The 21,472-nt window shown below is 64.3% G+C and carries 19 protein-coding genes; 9 read left to right on the top strand and 10 right to left on the bottom strand.

The annotated features are described in order from the left end of the window. The first annotated feature begins 55 nt into the window (after window positions 1–55). From CXY74_RS16425 to CXY74_RS16405, 5 genes are all read left to right on the top strand, one after another. Window positions 56–2,230: a prolyl oligopeptidase family serine peptidase gene (locus tag CXY74_RS16425; RefSeq protein WP_104201411.1), complete on the top strand. Its 2,175-nt coding sequence runs from the start codon at window positions 56–58 to the stop codon at window positions 2,228–2,230. 59 nt (window positions 2,231–2,289) lie between these two features. Then, window positions 2,290–3,837 carry a DUF3375 family protein gene (locus CXY74_RS16420; protein ID WP_158252385.1) on the top strand — a complete coding sequence of 516 codons (1,548 nt, stop codon included), beginning with the start codon at window positions 2,290–2,292 and terminating at the stop codon, window positions 3,835–3,837. Continuing rightward, a complete protein-coding gene (locus CXY74_RS16415; protein WP_104201409.1) occupies window positions 3,830–4,513 on the top strand; it encodes a DUF4194 domain-containing protein in 684 nt (227 codons plus the stop codon). Before CXY74_RS16420 ends, CXY74_RS16415 begins: the two co-directional genes overlap by 8 nt. Then, entirely contained in the window at window positions 4,510–7,881 is a 3,372-nt protein-coding gene (locus CXY74_RS16410; protein ID WP_104201408.1) for an ATP-binding protein, read from the top strand. Before CXY74_RS16415 ends, CXY74_RS16410 begins: the two co-directional genes overlap by 4 nt. 200 nt (window positions 7,882–8,081) lie before the next feature. After that, complete coding sequence (locus CXY74_RS16405) at window positions 8,082–8,621, top strand: hypothetical protein (RefSeq protein ID WP_104201407.1); 540 nt, start codon at window positions 8,082–8,084, stop codon at window positions 8,619–8,621. Between the two features lie 27 nt (window positions 8,622–8,648). On the opposite strand, the gene CXY74_RS16400 is transcribed toward CXY74_RS16405, so the two are convergent. The 3 genes from CXY74_RS16400 to CXY74_RS17780 form a co-directional block, all read right to left on the bottom strand. Next, window positions 8,649–9,182, bottom strand: a complete 534-nt coding sequence (locus CXY74_RS16400; protein ID WP_104201406.1) for a GNAT family N-acetyltransferase — start codon at window positions 9,180–9,182, stop codon at window positions 8,649–8,651. A gap of 34 nt (window positions 9,183–9,216) precedes the next feature. Next, window positions 9,217–9,702 carry a hypothetical protein gene (locus CXY74_RS16395; protein ID WP_104201405.1) on the bottom strand — a complete coding sequence of 162 codons (486 nt, stop codon included), beginning with the start codon at window positions 9,700–9,702 and terminating at the stop codon, window positions 9,217–9,219. A 133-nt stretch (window positions 9,703–9,835) separates the two neighbouring features. After that, window positions 9,836–10,000, bottom strand: coding sequence for a hypothetical protein (locus CXY74_RS17780; RefSeq protein WP_199183269.1), 165 nt, complete (start codon window positions 9,998–10,000; stop codon window positions 9,836–9,838). A 158-nt stretch (window positions 10,001–10,158) separates the two neighbouring features. On the opposite strand from CXY74_RS17780, the gene CXY74_RS16390 reads away from it, so the two are divergent. After that, entirely contained in the window at window positions 10,159–12,450 is a 2,292-nt protein-coding gene (locus tag CXY74_RS16390; RefSeq protein WP_104201404.1) for an FdhF/YdeP family oxidoreductase, read from the top strand. Window positions 12,451–12,459: 9 nt separating this feature from the next. Here the strand turns inward: CXY74_RS16390 and CXY74_RS16385 are convergent, their stop codons facing one another. Both CXY74_RS16385 and CXY74_RS16380 read right to left on the bottom strand, forming a co-directional pair. Continuing rightward, window positions 12,460–12,777 carry a DUF6457 domain-containing protein gene (locus CXY74_RS16385; protein ID WP_104201403.1) on the bottom strand — a complete coding sequence of 106 codons (318 nt, stop codon included), beginning with the start codon at window positions 12,775–12,777 and terminating at the stop codon, window positions 12,460–12,462. Window positions 12,778–12,875: 98 nt separating this feature from the next. Then, the gene (locus CXY74_RS16380; RefSeq protein ID WP_104201402.1) at window positions 12,876–13,364 is read right to left on the bottom strand and encodes a DUF427 domain-containing protein; all 489 of its coding nucleotides are present in this window, start codon (window positions 13,362–13,364) and stop codon (window positions 12,876–12,878) included. A 338-nt stretch (window positions 13,365–13,702) separates the two neighbouring features. Between CXY74_RS16380 and CXY74_RS16375 the strand changes: the two genes are divergently transcribed. Continuing rightward, a complete protein-coding gene (locus CXY74_RS16375) occupies window positions 13,703–14,536 on the top strand; it encodes an aldo/keto reductase (protein ID WP_104201401.1) in 834 nt (277 codons plus the stop codon). Window positions 14,537–14,734: 198 nt separating this feature from the next. Here CXY74_RS16375 and CXY74_RS16370 read toward each other — a convergent pair whose 3' ends face one another. Both CXY74_RS16370 and CXY74_RS16365 read right to left on the bottom strand, forming a co-directional pair. Next, window positions 14,735–15,736 (bottom strand): glutathione S-transferase family protein, encoded by a 1,002-nt coding sequence (locus CXY74_RS16370; protein WP_104201400.1) that lies wholly within the window; start codon window positions 15,734–15,736, stop codon window positions 14,735–14,737. 42 nt (window positions 15,737–15,778) lie between these two features. Next, window positions 15,779–16,093: a hypothetical protein gene (locus CXY74_RS16365; RefSeq protein ID WP_146070177.1), complete on the bottom strand. Its 315-nt coding sequence runs from the start codon at window positions 16,091–16,093 to the stop codon at window positions 15,779–15,781. Between the two features lie 187 nt (window positions 16,094–16,280). On the opposite strand from CXY74_RS16365, the gene CXY74_RS16360 reads away from it, so the two are divergent. After that, window positions 16,281–16,508, top strand: coding sequence for a hypothetical protein (locus tag CXY74_RS16360; protein ID WP_370446169.1), 228 nt, complete (start codon window positions 16,281–16,283; stop codon window positions 16,506–16,508). Between the two features lie 146 nt (window positions 16,509–16,654). Then, a complete protein-coding gene (locus CXY74_RS16355; RefSeq protein ID WP_104201398.1) occupies window positions 16,655–17,458 on the top strand; it encodes a DUF1206 domain-containing protein in 804 nt (267 codons plus the stop codon). On the opposite strand, the gene CXY74_RS16350 is transcribed toward CXY74_RS16355, so the two are convergent. The 3 genes from CXY74_RS16350 to CXY74_RS16340 are packed head-to-tail and all read right to left on the bottom strand — an operon-like array spanning window position 17,390 to window position 21,442. Continuing rightward, complete coding sequence (locus CXY74_RS16350; protein ID WP_104201397.1) at window positions 17,390–18,178, bottom strand: phosphatase PAP2 family protein; 789 nt, start codon at window positions 18,176–18,178, stop codon at window positions 17,390–17,392. The genes CXY74_RS16355 and CXY74_RS16350 overlap by 69 nt on opposite strands. 50 nt (window positions 18,179–18,228) lie before the next feature. Then, the gene (locus tag CXY74_RS16345) at window positions 18,229–18,924 is read right to left on the bottom strand and encodes a phosphatase PAP2 family protein (protein ID WP_233193479.1); all 696 of its coding nucleotides are present in this window, start codon (window positions 18,922–18,924) and stop codon (window positions 18,229–18,231) included. Between the two features lie 25 nt (window positions 18,925–18,949). After that, window positions 18,950–21,442 carry an ATP-dependent DNA ligase gene (locus CXY74_RS16340; protein ID WP_104201396.1) on the bottom strand — a complete coding sequence of 831 codons (2,493 nt, stop codon included), beginning with the start codon at window positions 21,440–21,442 and terminating at the stop codon, window positions 18,950–18,952. Between the last annotated feature and the right edge of the window lie 30 nt (window positions 21,443–21,472).

The raw sequence follows: 21,472 nt of genomic DNA, 5'->3' as shown, positions 1-21,472 counted from the left end.
CCGAACCCTGCCACTCATGCTGAGCACGAGGCTGCGCATCCGCTAGCCTGCAACCATGACACCGGAGTCCCAGAGAACGCCATTTTCCAGCCTCGACGACTACATCGCGTTGCCCCGCGTGGAAGGTCTCACCCTCTCGCCCGACGGGGTGCGCGTCGTGCTGACCGTCGCCACACTCACCCGTGATCGCACGACCTACGAGCGGGCACTCTGGTCGGTTTGCTCCGACGGCACCGGTGTTCCGACCCGCCTGACCCGGTCGGCCAAGGGAGAATCCGGGGCGGCTTTCACCGCCGCGGGCGATGTACTGTTCGTCTCCAGCCGGCCCGATGCTGCTGCCGAAAAAGACACCGAGGTCGCCCAGCTCTGGCTGCTGCCCGCCGCCGGCGGCGAAGCCCGCGCCATCACCCGCCTTGCCGGGGGAGTATCCGGCATCGCCGCGGTCGCCGCTGCCGCCCACTCGTTCGTGATCGCCGCCGACCTGCTGCCGAGCGCCGCCGACCTCGAATCGGATGGCGTCGCACGTAAGGAGCGCGCCGACAAGAAGGTCGCGGCCATTCTGCACGAGAGCTACCCGGTGCGTTACTGGGACCACGACCTCGGCCCCGCAGAGCCGCACCTGCTCGCCCTCGATCTCGCCGACCTACATGACATCGTCACACCTCCCGACAGTGACCGTGCCAGTGACGGTGACGGTGACGGTGACGGTGCCAGTGACAGTGACAGTGACGGTGCCAGCGTCAGCGAAACGGATGCCCCCGCTCCCTACCCGGCCGATCTGCCACGTCCCCGAGACCTCACCCCTACCCCCGGCCGCACCATGGACACCGCCGGCCAGGCCCTGACCCCCGACGGATCAACGCTCATCGTGGCGCGGCGGGTGGCCGAGCAGCGCTCCGGACGGTACGTTCTGGTCTCGATCGACGTTTCGACCGGCACCCAGACCACGCTGTTCAACGAACCGAAGGTCGACTTCGAGTCACCGGCCGTTAGTCTCGACGGACGACTGATCGCTTTCGTGCGGTCCGCTGTCAGTACCCCGCAGGGTCCGGCTGACCAGGAAGTCTGGGTCGCCGACCTCGACGGCGGCCACCCCCGCCGCCTCGCCGCCGAGTGGGATCGCTGGCCGACCAGCCTGGTCTTCGACGCACCGCACGGCGGCGCTCCGGGCGAATCCGCCCCGGGCCTCTTCGTCACCGCCGACCACGACGGCCGCGGACCCATCTTCCGGGTACCGCTCGACGGCGGGGCCCCGGAACAGCTCACCACCGATGACTTCACCTACACCAATGTGTGCGTCGATGTCCAGACCGGTGACCTCGTGGCGTTGCGCTCCTCCTGGATCGCACCGGCGCATCCGGTGCGCATCAGCCGTTCCGGCACCGTCACCACGCTGGCCACACCGGCCGCGCTGCCCGACGTTCCCGGCACGATCACCGAGGTCGAGACTCTCGCCGAGGATGGAGCGCGGGTACGCGCCTGGCTGCTGCTGCCTGACGGAGCCTCGGCGCAGCATCCGGCCCCGCTGTTGCTCTGGATCCACGGCGGCCCGCTGAACAGCTGGAACGCCTGGAGCTGGCGCTGGAGCCCGCTGCTCGCCGTGGCCCGCGGCTACGCGGTACTCCTGCCCGATCCTGCGCTGTCAACGGGTTACGGCCTCGAGTTCATCGCGCGCGGCTGGAACGCCTGGGGCGCTAAGCCGTACACCGACCTGCTCGCGATCACCGACGCCGCCGAGGCCCGCCCCGAGATTGACGCGACACTGACCGCGGCGATGGGCGGATCGTTCGGCGGCTACATGGCCAACTGGGTCGCCGGGCACACCGACCGGTTTCGCGCCATCGTCAGCCACGCGAGTCTCTGGTCGCTCGACCAGTTCAGTGGCACGACCGACAACTCCGAGTATTGGCAGAGCATCTTTTCCCCGCAGGGCATGGTCGACAATTCACCGCACCAGGCCGTGCGCGACATTGTCACGCCCATGCTCGTGATTCACGGCGATCACGACTACCGGGTGCCGATCGGCGAAAGCCTGCGACTGTGGTCGGAGCTCGCCGAACACCACGCCACTGCCGACGGCGCGACCCAGCACAAGTTCCTCTACTTTCCCGATGAGAACCACTGGGTGTTGAAACCGCAACACGCTGTTCTCTGGTATCAGACCGTGTTCGCCTTTCTCGACCAGCACGTGCACGGCGCCGACTGGAAGAGGCCGCGCCTGCTCGGCTGAGCGGGTCAGGGGCAACCCACCCAGTCGGTTAAAGTGGAGAGCTGGAGAGGAACCAGCTGTTGAGTGATATTGCGAGCGAATTGGCGCGGGTACGCGGAGCCTTCGACAAACCCACTCTGCGCCTGCTCGACCGCAAATGGGCGCCGTTCGTGCTCGCGGTGTTCAAGAGCTCGTTCAGCCGGGACCGCCGCAGCGTGGCGTGCGAGCTGCTGCATACCCAAGTGGATGCCTACCTCGCCGACCTCCGCAGCACCGGTGTCGACGCCCCCGAGAAGACCGGCCGTGCCCTGTGCGTGCAGTGGATGAACGACCTCTGGCTATACCGCGAAGTGCGCGATCTGGGCGATGGAAATGGCGGCGGAAATGGCGGCGGCAACGATGAAAAGAACGTGGAGCACTACTCACTCACCAGCCACGCCCTTGAAGCCCTGCTTCTCGTCGACGGCCTCGCGCGCGATCGGGCGTTGATCAGCGAGTCCAGACTCTCGACGATCGTCGACACCGTGCGCCACCGGGCCACGGAGGCCAACCCCGATCGCGAAGAGCGGGTTCGCCGCCTCGACCAGCAGATCGATGAACTGACCAGCGAGCGCGATCGTCTCGCTCGCGGCGGCGTTGTCGAAGCGGCCTCGAACGAGCAGATGCATGAGGGCTACGCAAACCTCATCGACCTCATCCAGCAACTTCCGAGCGACTTCAAACGGGTCGAGGAATCGGTCGCGGCCATGCACCGGCAGATCGTCAACGACTTTCGCGGCGAGGACCGACCCATCAGCGAGGTTCTCGACGACTACCTGGCCAAAACGGATGCCCTCATGTCCTCGACGGCTGAGGGTCGCGCCTTCGAGGGTGCGTTCACCCTGCTGCGCAACGACACTCTCATGCAGGGGCTCAAGGCAGATCTGGAGTCGATCCTGCTGCATCCGTTCGCCCTCGAACTGAGCCTGACCGAACGTCGCAGCTTCATGAGCACGGTGACGCTGCTGCGCAAGGGCATCGATGACGTTCTGACCCAGCGCACAGGGCTCACGACCACCCTGCGCGAGCACATCGTCAACCACGACGTGGTGAAAGACCGCGAGCTCGAGCTCGTGCTGCGTGACATCAACCGCGAACTCGCCGTCTGGATGCAGACCGCCGGCCCCCGCTCCACTGTCACCACCGAGCTCATGCCCGGCACTCTCGAGGTGGAACACCTGCGCGAACGGTTCTACGATCCGGTTGCCCACCTCGGGCCGCCCGCGCTGGCCGATGTGTCGGACGCTGCGCCTGCAGCACCGAGCCTGGGCGACCTGCGCCTGCAGGGCGGGCCACTGCTGGAAGATCTGCGCGACGCCCTCGTGGCCGCTGTTGCGGCGGGGGAGGCGGCATCCGTTGGCAGCGCATTCAACGGGTTCGGCGCGAGCCTGCGCCGCCCGGTCGAGATTCTCGGCCTGCTCCAACTGGCGGCGCAGCTGGGCACGTCGGCCGGCCCGGTAAGCCTGGAGAGTTTTGAAGCGATACGACCGGATGGCTCGGTGCGGGTCTTCGACGTGCCGCGACGCATCTTGACCGACGACGACACGGCGGCCCTGGCCGCCCAGAATTTGGGTTCCCAGCATGATTGACGACTTTTCGGCTGAGGGCACCGCCATCGACAGCGACCCCCAGACCCTGTCCCTGTTCGAGGGCGACGAGGGCGGGCTGAGCGTAGAGCAGCGTCGCACCCTCGTGCTGCTGCTGAAACACCGCTATATCTCGGCGGCCCTGCAACCCGCCGAATGGCAGACCCTGTTGGAGTCGCAGAGCCTGCTCAAGTCCCGCCTCAACGACGTCTTCCTCGACCTGCATGTCGACCACCACTACGAGGTCGCCTTCAAGCGGCAGGCCCTCGCGGAGGGCGGCGAGCGGTTTCCCACGCTGCTGCACGACGTGGCCTACACCCGCGAGGAAACAATTCTGCTCGTGCTGCTGCGCCAGCGTTTTCGCAGTGAACGGGCCAGTGGCCAGGAGATCGTACTCGTCGACCGGGACAACCTGGTCGAGAACGTTGCGCACTTTCGCCCCGAATTCGCCACCGATCTTTCCGGTGACGCCCGAAAGGCCGCTGCCGCGGTCGACAGCCTCGCCAAGGCGAGGGTGCTGCTGAAGACCAGCGACCCAGACCGGTTTCGCATCTCGGCCGTGATCGAAGTGCTGTTGTCGGTGGAGCGCCTCGGTGAACTGCTCGACTGGCTGCGTCAGGAAAACCGTGCTGACGACACCGAACCGCTCGCCGCCTCGCCCCTGGAGCCCCTCGCATGAACGATTCCCCGCTGTTCTACATCGACGGCGCCACCGAGGGCACTACCCAGTGGCGGGCCGAATCCATGCAACTGGTCAACTGGGGCGGATTTCACGGTCACCACACGATCGACTTCAGTGCCGCGGCCACGCTCGTTTCCGGTGCCTCAGGCACCGGCAAGAGCAGCCTGCTCGACGCCTACCTGGCGCTGATGATGCCCTCGGACACCCCGTTCAACGGTGCCTCGAACGATGCCGGCTCGGGCCGTGCCCGCAGCCACGACCAGCGCAACCTGATGACCTACCTGCGCGGCAAGACCGACGCCAACCGGGAAGCGGCAACAGGCGAGCTGACCGACCAGGTGCTGCGCGGCGCGCACGAGGCCACCTGGGGCGCGATCGCCCTGACCTTCATCGACGACAACGAGCGCCGGTTCACCGTGCTGCGGGCCTACTTCGTACCGCGTGGCGCCCATAAATTCGCCGACGTCGCCATGAAAATGGCCACGACCGACGGATGCCTTGACCTGCGCGACCTCGCCTCCTGCGCTGAAAACCGGTTCGACAAGCGCGCCCTCAAGGCCCGCTTCGAGGGCCTCGACGTGTTCGATACCTACGCTTCGTTCTCCCAAACCCTGTACACCCGGCTCGGTATCGGCGCTAACGGCGAGGGCGGCAAGGCCCTGCGCCTGCTCGCCCGCATCCAGGCTGGCCAGCAGGTGAAAACGGTCGACGGACTCTACAAGTCGATGGTGCTCGAAGAGCCTGCGACCTTCGCTGCCGCCGACAAAGCGGTCGATCACTTCGAAGACCTGGAACGTTCTTACGGCGCCATGGTCACCGAAGCGCAGAAGGCCCAGGTGCTCGAACGCCTGCCCGAACTGCACCAGGCTTACCAGGTCGCAACCGCCAAGGCCGACCTGGTTGACACCTTCGGGGTGCACCGGGCTGGGGACACTCCGTTTGTGCTGTGGCAGCTGCTCACCGAGCACACCCTGCTCGAGCATGCCGCCGACACCAACCGGGCAGCCCGCCGCGACAACCAGACCGCCCTCGTAGAGGCCCGCGACGCCGAGACCGCGTTGAAAATCCGGGTTGTCGAGTTGCAACAGCAGGAGCGCGACAACGGCGGCGATGTACTCGAACGGCTGCAAACCGAGCTCGTGCACCTCAGCGACCAACGCGACACTGTGGCTCGAGAGCACAAGAATTTCGGTCAAAGGGTGCACATTCTGGCGGCATCGATCGATTCCGCTGCTACCTTCGCCGCCGCCCAGCAGGAGGCCAACCGTTTCACCACCGGGTTCGCCGCCGCCGAGGCTGCCCTGGAGGCGACCCGCTCGGCACTGCAGCGGGAGGCGTACCCCGTGGAGGAGGGCATTCGTTCCCTCAAAAAAGAGCGAATATTTCTGACCGGGCGCGAAAGCCTGGTGCCACAGCCCCTGCACCAGGCCCGGCTGCTGATCGCCGAAGCGTCGGGAATTCCGGCCCAGGAACTCCCCTTCGTGGCCGAACTCATCGACATCACCGCCGGTGAGGAACAGTGGCGGCAGGCCGCCGAGGTGACCCTGTCGTCGGTCGTGCGGGTTCTGCTCGTCGACGAGACTCGCCTCGCACACCTGAGCGCGGCGATCGACCCACTGCAGCTGCCTCTGCGCATCCACTTCGAGGGTGTGGCACTGAAGCAGCACCAGGCCGTGACCGGCGACGCCCGCTATGTGTCTGGCAAGCTCGACCTGAAGGACTCGCCGTTCAGCAGCTGGGTGCAGGCGCGTCTCCGGTCGTCGAGCCTCGACGCGCTCTGCGTGGCCAACCCGTCCGAGCTGGTTGGTGAGGGTGCACGGGTGACGCCGAGCGGGCAGACGCGCAACGGTTCCCGCGGCGCCCATGGCTGGAACACCGGCCAGAAGTCGATCATCGGTTTTTCGAGCCGGGCCCGGCTCGATGACATTGCCGTAGAGCTGGCCGCACAGGGGCTGGCGGCTGACGCGATCGCGGGGCGGGCATCCGCTGTTACCGAGCAACTCGGTGAACTGCGCGACCGACAGGCCGCTCACCAGTACATTCTCGACACCGACTGGCTGACCATTGACGTCGCGACTGCAGCCGAACGCATCCAGGGCAAGAAATCGGAACAAGAGCGGATGCTGGCCAGCAGCGATATTTTGCGCGCTCTGAGTGACGAAGGGGCCCGGCTCGCCCTCGAGCTGGACGCTGCCCAGAAAATCAAGCACAGCACCGAGCAGGCCGGGGCCGTGCTCAATGACGAGCAGGGCAGCATCGTCGACGCACAGGACGCGGTGAATGATCGACTCGAACAGATCGAACACAGCGACGCGCTGTCCCTGTCGCCGGAACATTCTCTGCACCTCGATGAGCAGTTCGCGCGCGTCACCGACCAGAATGACCTCGCCACTTTCCCCGGCGGCCTCAAACGCCTGCGTGAGCGGTTGATCAATCAGTCGGCGCAGGATCGTGACGGTGCCGCGCGCGACCGTGCCACCATGATCGGCATCTTCGAGACGTACCAGGCTCGCTGGCCCGACCCGAATATCGGTGTCGCGCTCGAATCGGTCACGAGTTACACCGATATTCTCGACGCCATCCGCACCCTCGGTCTCTCCGAGCGTCGCCAAGAATGGAAACGGCGGCTCTCCGCGTGGAGCGGGCAGGACCTCGTGCCGCTCACCGGTGCGTTCAACACGGCCATCGAAGAGATCGAAGACCGGTTGCGGCCAATCAATGAGATCCTCGCGACCCTGCCTTTCGGCGCAACCCGCGACCGCCTACAGATTTCGCTGCGCCGACTGCACCGAGACGACGCGACCGCGTTCCGCAAGGAGCTTAAAGCGCTCTCCTCCGGCGCGACGGAACAATTCACCGACGATCAAACCGAGGATCGGTTCACCCGGCTGCAGCAGTTCATGGCTGTGATTCGTCGTTCTGACGGCACCATCAACTCCCAGCGCGATGTGTTGCTCGATGTGCGCCGGCACGTCGAGATCACGGCTGTTCGCGTGACGCAGGACGGTACCCGCGTCAGCACCTACTCGTCCCTCGGCGGAAAGAGCGGTGGCGAGTCGCAGGAGCTTGTAGCTTTCGTGGTCGGCGCAGCCCTGCGCTTTCAGCTCGGCGATGAAAGCCGCACCCGGCCGCGCTTCGCGCCGGTGTTTCTCGACGAGGGTTTCGTCAAATCCGACGCTGAGTTCGCCGGCCGAGCCGTCGCCGCGTGGAAAGGCCTTGGCTTTCAACTCATCGTCGGCGCTCCGCTTGACAAGGTGACCGCGCTCGAACCATCCATGCAGCTCGTGCTGTCGATCACCAAGAACACGGCCACCGGTTACTCCTACATCACTCCCTTGGCGTCCCCGGAGGTACTTTCGGCCTAAGCGTCGGCCGCGTAGTCCGGGCTGCACTGGCTTGGGCGTAGCATGTCTGCATGCCGGTCCGAGATTCTTCTCAATGACTTGGGCTGCACTCACCGACCAGTACCTTGGACTGGAGTAGAAACGTGACCAGAATGCGGCGACTCCATCGCAATCCCAGCTTCCGAAACCCCACATTTTTCTCCACTTGGTTGCTGTGGAGCGTGGGATTTCTCGCGTTCCCGATTGCGGGTTTCGCCGGCACGGCAGTCGGGGGGCGCATCAGTAACCCCGTATCGGCCCTTATCGGTGGCGCGGTCTGTGGGGTCGTCATCGGCTTCGGTCAGGTGCTGGTCAGTCGGCGTCGTCTCAATCCGCTGAACTGGGTTCCGCTGACCGGGATTGGTTTGGGTTTGGGTCTGCTTTTGGGCTCGACGGTGGTCGACTATCGCACGACGCTGCCGGAGTTGGCCCTGATGGGAGCGATCACCGGGCTCGTGCTCGGTGCCGCGCAGGCCATGGGGTTACCGCCGCGCACGCGTCAACGCTGGCTGTGGGTCTTGGGCATGGCCACGCTGTGGGCGCTCGGATGGACCGTGACGACGTTGGCCGGGGTCAACGTTGAGGCACAGTTCACGAATTTCGGCGCCATCGGAGCGGTGACCGTCACGGTGCTGTCCGGACTCCTCCTGCATTTCCTGCTGCCGTTTCATCCCCCGTCGGGCATGTGGTTGCGCTCACGCCCCACCAGTACCGCGCCCTGATGCTCGCGCCCCGAAGAGGCGGGGTGTTTAGCCGTGCTGCAGAATTTTTTCGAGCACCTCGAGATATAAGTCGTCGCGCCGGGGTACTCCGAAGCGTGTGTCGAAGTCAAAGGGTTTCTGCACGCCGGTTCGTCGGTAGCCTCGCCGCTCGTAGAACGCGATGAGGGAGTCTCGCACATCGATGACCGTCATCGTCATCATGGTTGAATCCCATTCCGAGACAGCCAGGCGTTCAGCTTCGGCCAGAATACGTTTGCCGTCGCCCTGGCTCTGGCCGGTCGGGCGCACGGCGAACATGCCGAAATAGGCCGTATCGCCCACATCCTTCGCGATATGCGCGCACCCGACCAGATCGCCGCCGCGTTCACCGAGAAGAACGAGGCTGTCAGCGCGGCTGAGGTCTCCACGAAGTACATCCGCGTCGAGGCGCTGCCCGTCGATGAGGTCGGCCTCACAGGTCCAGCCCTGCCGGCTCGCATCGCCTCGATAGGCGCTTGTCACCAAGACCAGTAAGGCCGGAACGTCATCGGTCGTCGCGCGACGAAAGGTTAACGGGTCCATTTGACCAACACTATCGATGGCGTGCACACCGCCGCTATCGGTGTGACTGAGGCCGGGCCGCAACCCGGCTGCGCCGGGCTCGCCACGCTCGCCACGCTCGCCAGGCATCGGTAGCCCAGAGCGCCCACAGCACGAGCAGCGGCTGAAAGGCGAGGCGGATGCCCCGCGACAGATCCGAATTCAGTCCGAAGGAGTCGGTCGCCGTGACGAACTGTGAGACGTTGCCGGGAAAGATGGCCACGAAGAACGCGGCGACAACCCAGCCGACGAGTACTCGCCACCGGTGCAGCGTAAGCAACGCGGTTCCCAGTATTATTTCGGCTATTCCGGAGAGTACGACGACCAAGTCGGCGTCCAGCAGAACCCACGCCGGAACCTGAGCCTGGAATGCCTCCCGGTTGAACGTGAGGTGGCTGATTCCAGCCAAAAGCAGCGCGGCGCCGAGGGCCAGCCGGCCGAGCAGCCGTGGCAGCGAACGGCGCGAGCGCGATGCGGCATTGCCAGTTTCCGGAAGAGTCATGTGCCTCGAGTGTAAGTGTTCGGTCGAGCGTTTGACCAGGACGCTCCCAATCATGGTGCGCACATCGAATCGAGGGTGAGGCGACCGAGTCGCTGGGCGTCGCTTTGAACCCCGGGCCTCCTGGGCGCCGCGGCTACCGGCCGAGCAGGCGCGCGAAGAAACCGCTGGTGGATTTCTCCTGCACATGGCCCTCGCATCGCTGGGCGCGTGGAACACCCTTCATAACCTGATCGACGTGCTGGCCGCACCCGGCCCAGGTGGTCTTCTGACAGGTCTTGCAGGTGACGGCTCTGCACATGATGGGTGCCTTTCGTTCGGAATTATCTCCATGCTATACCCATGGGGGTATTAAGGGCATAATCACGGCACTACCGGATGCTTCCAACCCCGTGGGTGTATCGTGCCAGCGTCGACCGTATGGGCGGCGAAGCGATAACGCAACGAGAGCGGTGCAGCATGAGCAGTGAACCCCCGATCAACGACGTCACCGACATCGACATCGAGGTCACCCACGCCAAATCCTGGGCCGCCGGCATACCGGGCGTGCTGCACTCCATGCAGCCGGCGATCACGCAGATGGGCGCTACGCGGGGAATGCGCGCCCTCCTGGCGATGAACCAGAAAGACGGATTCGACTGCATGAGCTGCGCCTGGCCCGACCCCGGGCACCGCAAGGCCTTTGAGTTCTGCGAGAACGGCGCCAAAGCTGTCACCTGGGAGGCCACCCCGATCACCATCCCGACAACTTTCTGGGCCGAGCATTCCTTGCACGACCTGTACGAGAAGAGTGAATACTGGCTCGGCATGCAGGGTCGGCTGGTCGAACCCGTCTACAAGCCAGCCGGCAGCGATCACTACCGCCCGGTCAGCTGGCCCGAGGCGTTTCGCATGATCGCCGCCAAACTCAACGGTCTTGACTCGCCCGACCAAGCCGCCTTCTACACGAGTGGCCGCGCCTCCAACGAGGCCGCATTCGCCTACCAGCTGTTCGCGCGTGCGTACGGCACCAACAACCTGCCGGACTGCTCCAATATGTGCCATGAATCCACTGGCTGGGCTATGGGCATGACCGTCGGTATTGGCAAGAGCACGGTCAGCTACGACGACTTTGCGAAATCCGACCTCATCATCATCATCGGCCAAAACCCCGGTACCAACCATCCGCGTATGCTCACCGCGCTCGAAGAAGCTAAAGATGCTGGCGCGCAAATCGTGGCGATCAACCCGCTGCCCGAGGCCGGTCTGCGCCGCTACAAGAACCCGCAGCGGGTGCGTGGAGTGATTGGCCATGGCACCGAGATAGCAGACCAGTTTCTGCAAATCCGCCTCGGCGGCGACATGGCGTTGCTGCAGGCCGTCTCGAAGCGGGTGCTCGACGCCGAGGACGCCGCCCCAGGAACCGTCCTCGATCAGGCTTTCCTTGACGAACATTGCCACGGGTTGACCGAGCTGCGGCAGCATCTCTCCCAACTTGACGAGCAAATGGTGTTGGCTGCGACCGGCTTGCGCGCGGCACAAATCGACGAATTGGCCAAACGCTACCTGGCCGCTGATCGGGTGATCATCACCTGGGCGATGGGGGTGACGCAACAGAAAAAAGGCGTAGATACCGTCAAGGAAATCATCAACCTGCTGCTGCTGCGCGGCAACATCGGCAAGCCCGGTGCCGGTGCCTCACCGATTCGCGGCCACAGCAACGTGCAGGGTGACCGCACCATGGGCATCTGGGAGCAGATGCCGCCGGCTTTCCTCAACGCCCTGCAAGGTGAGTTCGGTTTCAACCCGCCACGCGAGCACGGCGTTGATGCCGTCTACGGAGTGCGCGCGATGCGCGACGGAAAGTTGAAGGTGTGGGTAGGGCTTGGCGGCAACTTCGTCGCAGCCATGTCCGACACCGGCATTGCCGAAGCCGCCATGCAACGCACCGAAATGAGCGTGCAGATCTCCACCAAACTGAATCGCTCGCACGCTGTAACCGGCGAGGAGGCGCTGATACTACCGACCCTGGGGCGCACCGAAATCGACGAGCAGGCCGGCGGGGTGCAGTTTGTCTCCGTGGAGGACACGGTTTGCGCGGTGCATCCGTCGTGGGGAAAGCTCAAGCCGGTCGCACCAAACCTGCTTTCGGAGGTCGCGATTATTTCACGCCTGGCCAGCGCTGTGCTCGCCGACTCGGTCGCGGTCGACTGGGCCGGATTCGAGGCCGACTACGACCGTATCCGTGACCACATCGCCCACGTGGTCGAGGGATTTGAGAACTATAACGAACGCATCCGGCAGGAGGGCGGATTCATGTTGCCGAACGGGCCCCGGGACTCGCGCACCTTCAACACCCCGATCGGCAAGGCCATGCTGACCACGAACACCCTGGAGTATCTTGAAGTACCGCCCGGGCGTCTGGTGCTGCAGACGCTGCGCAGTCACGACCAGTTCAACACCACCATCTACGGCCTGGATGACCGCTATCGCGGCATTAAGAAGGGTCGCCATGTTGTCTTCATCAACAAGAAAGATCTGCTCACTCTAGGTTTCGTCGATGGCGATCTGGTCGACGTGCACAGTGAGTTCAGTGACAACGTCGACCGGGTGTTACGCGGCTATCGGCTGGTTGCCTACCCGACACCACGCGGTTGTGCCGCCGCCTACTATCCGGAGGCGAACGTGCTCGTGCCGCTCGATAGTGTCGCCGACGGCAGCAACACACCGGTGTCGAAGGCTGTCATCATTCGATTGGAGCGTGCTGCTTGACTCGTGACGCTACTGCGCGGTGTTCACCCAGCCGGTGGCGTCGGGGTGTTCCTTCTCGGGCTGCTGGCAGACGGCGGTGACCACATCCACAGCCCGGGCAACGGCTGTGCGTGAGGTCATCGCCGGGTTGGCTGCGGCAAGACCGGCGGCATAGCCGACCATGAACGTCGTGATCGGGGCGGCCATTGGATTCACCGCGTGGGCGGCTTCATCGGCGACGGTGAGCACGAGGTCGTTGTCTACCTCGAGGTCCACAATCTGCAGTGCTTGACTGAGGCGACGGATCCACTGCTTGAGAATCTCTTCGTCTACGGCGTTGTGGGTCACAGCAACTCCTTCAGTTTCGAATACTTCGGATGCCAGGCTGGTCCGAGGCTACCCCAAGCTGAGAAATTCCGCGCAATGAAATGGTGTCGAACTGTGGGCTACCAGCCCATGGTGCCCGCCGCACCCTTGAACGGCCCGACGATTTTTTCGGTTATCCAGCCGCCGTAAAAGTCGCCGTCTTGTGCGCGCACCGTTTCACCGTCGACCGTGCACCGGTCCATCGCTCCCGGATAAACAGCGACGCGGTCGGTTAGAGACTCAAAACCCTCACTCGGTGTGGGATAAAACCAGGCGGACCGGGCGCGGGAGCCGACCGAGAGGTATCCGGCAGCGCCCTTGAACTCGCAATGGGTATGACCGGCACCCGGTTGAAGCACGCCCGACGTGAAGGCATCCCTCGGCAGGTAATACACCGGTGGATGGCTGGTCTCGAGCACCCGCACGGCATCTCTCGTGTCGGCGATGGTCACACCGTCGAGTTCGATGGTGATGTGTTCCCCGGTATGTTCGACGCGGGGTGGGCGGGGGTAGTCCCAGACGGATTCCTGGCCGGGGCGGATGGGGTCGCGTTGCACTCGCTCAATCATGATCCGATGCTAGGACGGCAACCTGCGAAGAACGCGCACCAGTTCGATGCATTGTAGCCGACCGTCGGCGAGGTGTCCCGCGTGATTCACGACGACATCGTGCGCCCGTGCACCAATATTGTGTGCGGGCTGGGAGTGTGACCGGCCATTAGGCATGCGGAATATCTCCGTCGGTAGGCTGGTTTTGATGAACGTGCACGCCGTTAGGCACGTTCACCGTGACACTGCTGACGTCCCTAATGTGACCGAGCAAGCTTTCTCCGTGGGTAACACCAGCGGCAAAGCGGTCGGCAAGACAGATAGCGGCGCACTCAAATATCGAACGAGGAGATACATCCATGACCGTAGTCCCCACCGTCACCCTCAATAACGGCACAACGATTCCGCAGCTCGGATTCGGCACCTTCCAGGTCACGCCGGAGACGACCAAGGCGGCGACTCTTACCGCTCTTGCGGCCGGCTACCGACACATTGACACGGCCGAGATGTACGGCAATGAGAAAGAGGTCGGTGAAGCCGTCGCTGAGTCGGGGCTGAACCGGTCCGAGATCTACGTTACGAGCAAGCTCAACAACGGGTTCCATGACCGTGCCGACGCTCTGGCCGCCTTCGATCGAACCATGGACGCCCTCGGCTTCGATTACCTTGACCTGTTCCTCATCCACTGGCCGCTCCCGGCTGTCGGAGACTTCGTCGAGACCTGGAAGGCAATGGAGGAAATGCAGCTCTCGGGTCGCGTGCGCACCATTGGAGTGAGCAACTTTCAGCGAGAGCACCTGCAGCGTCTGTTCGACGAGACCGAAACCGTGCCGGCCGTCAACCAGATCGAGGTCCACCCGTACCTCACGCAGGATGCGCTGCGGGCGTTCAACACCGAGCACGGCATCGCGACCGAGGCCTGGTCGCCGCTCGCGCAGGGCGCAGTTCTCTCCGACTCGGTGATTACAGGGATCGCCGACCGTCTCGGTAAGTCTGCCGCTCAGGTCACCCTGCGCTGGCACCTGCAGCGGGGCGACATCGTTTTCCCGAAGTCGGTTACCCGCAGCCGAGTCGACGAGAACTTCGCCCTGTTCGACTTCGTCCTCACCGAAGCGGATATCGCCGCGATCACTGACCTGAACCGCAATGAGCGCACGGGCCCGAACCCCGACGAGTTCAACTACATCCCTTAGTCCCTGGTAAACGACAGCCGAAGGCTGACGCTTCCAACTAGGAATTATCAGACGCGACCTCGCCCACCACGTCATCGTGGTGGGCGAGGCGTTTATCCGGGACAACGGTGCCCGTGCGCTGTCACTGCAACGGTTCAGCGCGCACCAGGGCCGGGCGCGGAATCCACACGAACCAGGGCGCTACGGTCCGACGGTCATTCAACGCACGATTCGCTCAGCGGCCAGTGGTGCCTCGGGCGGGGTGCCGGCGCCGAACGGACGGCCGCCGAGATCAGCGCGAGAATGCGGAGCCAGCCAAGCAGCAGCATCCGGCCCCTTTGGCACGATGCCACTGGGGTTGATATCGACGTGGGTCACGTAGTAGTGCTTCTTGATCTGCTCGAAATCGATCGTGTCCCCAAAGCCGGGTGTCTGAAACAGGTCGCGGGCATAGGCCCACAGCACGGGCATCTCGCTGAGCTTGTTGCGATTGCATTTGAAATGCCCGTGATATACCGCGTCGAAGCGAGCGAGGGTGGTAAACAAGCGGATGTCCGCCTCGGTGATCGTGTCGCCCACAAGATACCGCTGCCCCGCCAGGCGCTGTTCGAGCCAATCCAGCCGGGCGAAGAGGGCGTCGTAAGCCCGCTCGTACGATTCTTGGCTGCCAGCGAAGCCGCACTTGTAGACGCCGTTATTCACGTCGTGAAAGATCAGGTTGGCAACCTCGTCGATTTCGGCCCGTAACGCTTCCGGGTAGAGGTCAGGGGCGCCGGCCCGGTGGTGGTCTGTCCATTCGAGCTCCAAATCAAGGGTGATCTGGGGATAATTATTGGTGACGACCTTTCCGCTTGGCACATCGACGATCGCCGGCACGGTGATGCCGCGCGGGTAGTCGGCAAAACGGGTGAAGAACGCCTGCTGCAGACGTTCGATGCCGAGCACCGGGTCGACCCCACCCGGGTCGAGGTCGAAGGTCCAGCTGTTTTTGTCATGGGTAGGGCCGGGCAGGCCGAGAGAAATGACGCCTTCGAGGCCCAGAAGGCGGCGCACGATCGTAGTGCGGTTCGCCCACGGGCAGGCGCGGGCCGCAACGAGTCGGTAGCGGCCCGGTTCAACCGGCCAGCCGTCGCGGCCATCCCGGGTGATGCGGTCCTCGATGTAATTGGTGTCGCGGTTGAAGTCCAGGCCGGGCTTGATGTAGCTGGGGTTGAGGCTCATGCATCCACGCTACGCGACTGGCGTCGAACTGGCCGGGCCAATTTAGACTTCCCCGCGCAACTCCGCTGTGATTTCGGCGTCGGTGCGCGCATCGATGATGCCCCACATCATGTGGGTGGGACCGCTGCCGTCGTTCGGTTCGACCCGTGGTCGGCTGGCCCAGCCGTGCGCGACGGAAGCGGCGCCGAGTTGCGCAAGCGAGGCGCTGACAAGCACCTTGCGAATCTTGCCAGCCAACACGGTGCCATCGGGTGCCTGACGCCAGCCGCGCTTGTGGGCGAGTACCCGCCCGATTTCTTCGTCGGTCAGCCAGCGCGAAAAACTGCGGGTGGGCGGGTCGATGGCGATCAGCTTCATGCCCATACTGTACCCGCCCGCACCTCCCTGCCATCCACCCTGCGCCGCTCAACGGCTACGCCCCCGGCTCTGGGCTCGTGGTGCTCTGGGCTCGTGGTGCTCAGGGCTCGTGCGAATGCCTGATTTAGGCAGTGATCACAGAACCACCGTCGGCAAGCATTCAGTAGACCGGCGAGGAGAATCAACCATGAGCAGTCGTCTCAACCCGTACCTCGGATTTCGCGACAACGCCCGCGAAGCGATGGACTTCTACCAGAGCGTGTTCGGGGGCGACGTCGCCCGCACCACCTATGGGGAGTACAACGCGGGCGAAAATCCGGCCGAGAAGGACAAAATCATGCACTCGGAGCTGACGAGCACGAGGCCCAACTCACCGGGTACTGGGAGAAGCTGGTCGACGGCGGGTCCGACATGATGCCATTCAAGAAGCCGCCCTAGTGCGACAGCTTCGGTTTGGTGACGGACAAGTCTGGTACAGCCTGGGTGGTCACTATCAGTGGGACGCCCACCTAAAGAAAATTCTGAGCGCGACGGTGTGTATCCACCTATGCTGAGGCCGTGATGAAAGCATCGGCGATACACATCGCCCGCGACGCGCACAACAGTTCCATACTGCAACTGCTGGCACGGGTAGGGTTCGCCGTCAACGGGCTGCTGCACATCCTCATCGGATTCATCGCCATCACCGTAGCGTTCGGTGCGGGCACCGGCTCCGCCGACCAGAGCGGGGCACTGGCGCAGCTCGCATCGAGCCCGGGCGGAGTGTTTGTGCTCTGGACCGTTGTCGTTGGAATGTTCGCCCTCGGGCTGTGGTTGGTCGTCTCGGCATTCGTCATGCAGGGCGACCCCAAACGCAAATGGTCTCGGCGGTTAGCGAATATCGCCAAGGCCATCGTCTACTTTGCCCTCGGCGCCACCGCGCTCACCTTCGCCCGGGGCGGGTCGGCGAGTTCGGCCAGCAGTATCCAGAACGCCAGCTCGTCGCTGCTGGCATCGCCTGGCGGTGCCATCGTTCTGTTTGTGGCCGGAGTAGCTGTGCTCGGGATCGCCGGCTACTTCATCTACAAGGGTGCAGCGCAGAAATTCCGGTCCGACCTGACCGTTCCGAGCGGAACGGCCGGCCGCACGGTCGTCGCCCTTGGTGTCGTCGGTTACATCGCCAAGGGCGTTGCGCTCGGCGTATTGGCGATCCTTGTCGGCGTCGCTGCTCTGACTCGCGACGCTAGTAAATCCACCGGGCTCGACGGGGCGCTCAAGGCACTCGCCGCCCTGCCGTACGGAACGATCGCCCTGACCCTAATCGGTTTCGGCCTGCTCGTTTATGGTGTCTACTGTTTTGTTCGGGCCCGGCGCGCCCGCCTGTAGTCCGCGCGCCGTATGACGGGTGTCCCCGGCGATCACACCGCCGAGCACCACGAGCGAGATCGACAGTGAGGCCAGGGCATCCGTCGCCCAGTGATAGCCGAGATAGAGGCGGCTCACCGCGGCGAGCCCAATGCAGGCCAAGGCGATGCTGAATCCGACGATGACCGCGCGTCGGCTGTACCGCCGGGACACGATCAGATAGGTCAGCACCAGAACAAAATCGGCCGCGCCGAGAACGTGCCCCGACGGAAACGAGAAGGAGTGGTCGGCGCCAAACAGCATCAGATCGAGCGGTGGCCGGCTGCGGGCGATGAGCGGGACCAGGATCTGACCCAGAATGACCCCGGTGAGCATGGCTAGGGCGAGCAGGAGCGGTCGCCAGGCGTGTTTGCCCGCGACACCCCAGACCACGGTCACCACCAGCACGATGATCGGCAGTGCCACCGGACCGAAGATGATGGCCAGTACGATCATGATCGCCGTCAGGGTTGGCGACCGGCCGTCCACTAGCCACAGGCGCACCGGAGAATCATAGAACGATGCCCGGTCGGGTTGTAGCACGTCGATGAGCACGCCAACAAAAAGCACGATACCAACGCTCACGAGTGCAATCGCGATCAGGCGCAATCGCCGACGGTCTGCCTCGGAGAGTGGCCGGGCATCGGCGACATATTTCTCATAGCGGATGCGCCACACCGTTGTGGGCCGGGTATCGCTCATGTCGCGTCCTGTCGAAAGTAATGATGTTCCGGAGAAGAAATGATTTGCGGTCAGTGCTGGCCGCGCGGCAGCCGTCGTTCGCCGTCGAGTTTTGCCGCCAGCGGCGTCCAGACGAGAACAGCAATGCCCGAGCCGAGAAGCAGGGCTCCGATCGTGTCGCTCAACCAGTGCGCTTCCAGATAGGTTCGACTGAGCATCATGGCCAGTGTGTAGGCGGCACCGAGCGCCCATACCCAGAATCTTGGAAAAAGTAGTGCGAAAATCATCGCCATCACGGCCGCATTCGCCACGTGTCCCGACGGAAACGACCCGAAATCGACAGTCACCAGAATGTCCTGGGGCCGCGTGCGCTCGAACAGCTGCTTGAGTGCCTGCACGGCAGCGCCGGTGAGCACCGTCGCCGCAAAAAAGTAGCCGGCCGCCCAATATCGCCGGGCCACAAGCAGCGCGCCCACGATCAGCGCCGGGATCAGAAGCGATGCGGTCAGTCCGGCACCGAGATAATTCAGCACTAGCGCCGGCATATCCAGGATCGGTCCGCGAAACTGGTCGATCCAGATCAGCCAGGCTCGGTCGATGGCAAGCGACCCGGCGCCAGCGGATCCAGCGCCGCCGCGCAGCATCACCAGATAGCCGAGGAGGACGGTGAGTACGAGCGCAGCGAGACCGCTGATCAGCGGCCACCGACGCGTGACGCGTGTGGCGTGTGGTGTCGCAGCGCTTTTCGGATGTCGATCACTGACCATGGAGTAATGCTAGGTCGCGCCAGAACTATTCGATCGTGATGTCGCCGGGGGTCTTGTCGGGGCGCCACCCCCGCCAGGATGGCTGGCGCAGCCGACCGGTCGCGGTCCACTCGGCGAATTCCACCTCAGCGACGAGCGTGGGGCGCACCCAGACCGCGCCTTGGGCATCCGTTGGCGTAATGTCACTGAACGGTGTGGTCTTACGAACGAGTCCGGTCAGTCGGGAACGGATATCGGTCAGGTCGCGTTCCCCGAACCCCGTGCCGACCCGGCCCACGTAGCGCAGCCCGGTGTCGGTTGGTACCCCGAGCAGCAGCGAGCCGATCGCGCCGGACCGGTTGCCGCGGCCGGGTCGCCAGCCGCCCACCACCACTTCCTGGTTGCGATAATGTTTGATCTTCACCCAGTCGTGGGACCGGCGACCCATCGCGTAGCGCCCGTCGAGCCGTTTGGCCATGACCCCCTCCAGTCCCAGTTGGCGGCTGGTGTGGAATGCCTCGGAAAAGTCACCCTCAAACCGCGGCGGCACCTGGGTCGAGCCGGTTGCCGTGACCGCGGACTCGAGCCGGTCACGTCTCGCGCTGTAGGTCAGGTCGGTGAGTGGGTCCCCGTTCTCTTCGAGCAGATCAAACAGCAGGAACTGCACGGGCGCTGTCGCGGCCGCCGACGCGATATCCCGAGCCTCGGTAAATTTCATCCGCGTCTGCAGGAGTCCGAAATCGGGCCGCCCGCGTTTATTGACGGCCACGATCTCACCGTCAAGCACCGCGGAATCCGTTTCTGACCGTGCGGCTACCGCGGCAAGGAGGTCGGCCACAAGATCTGGATACGACGCGGTCACATCGTGCCCGTTGCGGGTGACCAGGCGAACAGCCTGATCACGCAGCGACACGTAGGCGAGGGCCCGCATTCCATCCCACTTCATTTCGAAGGCCCACCCCTCGTCGCCGAAGTCGGCTTCGGAACCAGCAGTGGCGAGCATGGGGGAGTAGGCGTTCTTCGGTGGCGCGGGCGTCAGGGTCGCCGCAGGCCTGCTGCGCGGCCGGGCATTCGTGCGCGAGCCGCCCGAGGCCGAAATGTTCGGCTTCATGCGGTGAATCAGCCAGTTGTTCGTTGCTTTGCTGGTGTGGCGGTCGCTCGTTCGAATGAGGGCGAACCGGGCGGTGCCGCCGAGCCCGGCGTCTGGTTCGCCGTGCAGGGTCACGATCACCTCGTCATCGCGCCACTTTTCGAGTTCGTACTCGCCGTGGTCCCAGATCGACACGTCGCCGGCACCGTATTCTCCGACCGGAATATTTCCCTCGAAGCCGCCGTATTCGAGGGGATGATCCTCGACGTGGACCGCGAGCCGGTTCTGTGCGGGTGTTACCGGCACACCGCGGGGCAGCGCCCACGATACGAGCACCCCGTCGTGTTCGAGCCGAAAGTCCCAGTGCAGGCTGCGGGCGCGGTGTTCCTGAATTACGAACGACGTGCCAGCGGATGCCGCAACTGACACGGCCGGAACCGGTTCGGGTGTCTTCGCGGCGTCCCGCTTGCCGCGGTACGCCGTCAGCCGGTCCGGCGTGACGAGCGCCGGGGCCGAGCCTTTGCTCGCGGCGCTGGCGTCACTCACCGGGTGCTCGAAAGACCCGGCTGTGAGCTGCGCGAGCGGATCTTCCCGTCGTTTCAGGCGCGCAAGTACCTGCTTGTAGTCGAGCTGCTCGAGGTCGGCCGAGGTGAGCTCCTTCCAGGTACGCGGGGTTGCGACCATGGGGTGGCTGAGCCCTCGCAGCGAGTATGGCGTGATGGTGGTCTTCGCGGCGTTGTTCTGGCTCCAGTCCACCAGGACTTTGCCGGATCGGAGGCTTTTCTTCATGTCGCTGACCACGAGGTCACGGTGGTCGGCCTCAAGGGCGCGCGCCAATTCATGCGCCACCGCCGAGACCTGGTCGGAGCTGTATGACAGGTCGAGCGCCGCGTAGAGGTGGATGCCCTTGCTCCCGCTGGTCACCGGCATCGGTTCCAGCCCCATATCGTGCAAAATCGCGCGGGCCAGCCGCGCAACCTCGGCGCACTCGAGCAGTCCAACCCCCGGCCCCGGGTCGAGGTCGAGCACGAGCCGGTCGGGATGGCGCGGGGTACCGGTGCGGCCGAACTGCCACTGCGGCACGTGAATTTCGAGGGTGCTCATCTGCCCGAGCCAGGTAAGGGTGGCGAGGTCGTTCACGAGTGGATAGGTGTTGACATGGTCTTTGTGCTGGATCTCGCACCGTTTCACCCAGCTCGGCGTCGATGGGTCCAGATTCTTCTGAAAAAACATCGCGCCCGGGTTCTCGCTCGTGCCGATGCCGTGCACCCAGCGTTTGCGGGTGGCCGGGCGGTTCGCGGCATGACCGATGAGCACGTCGGCGCTCGCCGCGTAATAGGCCAGGACGTCGGCCTTTGTGGTTCCGGTCTTCGGGTATAAGACCTTGTCGAGATGGGTGAGCGTAATGCGGTGCCCCTCGATGGAGACCACCTGGCTACTGGCGTTCATGCGTCAACTGTGCCGCGGAAACTCTGGGTC

The organism is Cryobacterium sp. Y29 (assembly GCF_002929825.1).
Classification (GTDB): domain Bacteria; phylum Actinomycetota; class Actinomycetes; order Actinomycetales; family Microbacteriaceae; genus Cryobacterium.
The sequence above is the reverse complement of the archived record's forward strand: the minus strand, read 5'-3'. Positions and strand labels throughout refer to the sequence as shown.

Coding starts and splice junctions, on each gene's coding strand:
- CXY74_RS16425 (WP_104201411.1), top strand. CDS start 56: ATGACACCGGAGTCCCAGAGAACGCCATTTTCCAGCCTCGACGACTAC.
- CXY74_RS16415 (WP_104201409.1), top strand. CDS start 3,830: ATGATTGACGACTTTTCGGCTGAGGGCACCGCCATCGACAGCGACCCC.
- CXY74_RS16410 (WP_104201408.1), top strand. CDS start 4,510: ATGAACGATTCCCCGCTGTTCTACATCGACGGCGCCACCGAGGGCACT.
- CXY74_RS16400 (WP_104201406.1), bottom strand. CDS start 9,182: ATGGACCCGTTAACCTTTCGTCGCGCGACGACCGATGACGTTCCGGCC.
- CXY74_RS16395 (WP_104201405.1), bottom strand. CDS start 9,702: ATGACTCTTCCGGAAACTGGCAATGCCGCATCGCGCTCGCGCCGTTCG.
- CXY74_RS17780 (WP_199183269.1), bottom strand. CDS start 10,000: ATGTGCAGAGCCGTCACCTGCAAGACCTGTCAGAAGACCACCTGGGCC.
- CXY74_RS16390 (WP_104201404.1), top strand. CDS start 10,159: ATGAGCAGTGAACCCCCGATCAACGACGTCACCGACATCGACATCGAG.
- CXY74_RS16380 (WP_104201402.1), bottom strand. CDS start 13,364: ATGATTGAGCGAGTGCAACGCGACCCCATCCGCCCCGGCCAGGAATCC.
- CXY74_RS16375 (WP_104201401.1), top strand. CDS start 13,703: ATGACCGTAGTCCCCACCGTCACCCTCAATAACGGCACAACGATTCCG.
- CXY74_RS16370 (WP_104201400.1), bottom strand. CDS start 15,736: ATGAGCCTCAACCCCAGCTACATCAAGCCCGGCCTGGACTTCAACCGC.
- CXY74_RS16365 (WP_146070177.1), bottom strand. CDS start 16,093: ATGAAGCTGATCGCCATCGACCCGCCCACCCGCAGTTTTTCGCGCTGG.
- CXY74_RS16360 (WP_370446169.1), top strand. CDS start 16,281: ATGAGCAGTCGTCTCAACCCGTACCTCGGATTTCGCGACAACGCCCGC.
- CXY74_RS16355 (WP_104201398.1), top strand. CDS start 16,655: ATGAAAGCATCGGCGATACACATCGCCCGCGACGCGCACAACAGTTCC.
- CXY74_RS16350 (WP_104201397.1), bottom strand. CDS start 18,178: ATGAGCGATACCCGGCCCACAACGGTGTGGCGCATCCGCTATGAGAAA.
- CXY74_RS16345 (WP_233193479.1), bottom strand. CDS start 18,924: ATGGTCAGTGATCGACATCCGAAAAGCGCTGCGACACCACACGCCACA.
- CXY74_RS16340 (WP_104201396.1), bottom strand. CDS start 21,442: ATGAACGCCAGTAGCCAGGTGGTCTCCATCGAGGGGCACCGCATTACG.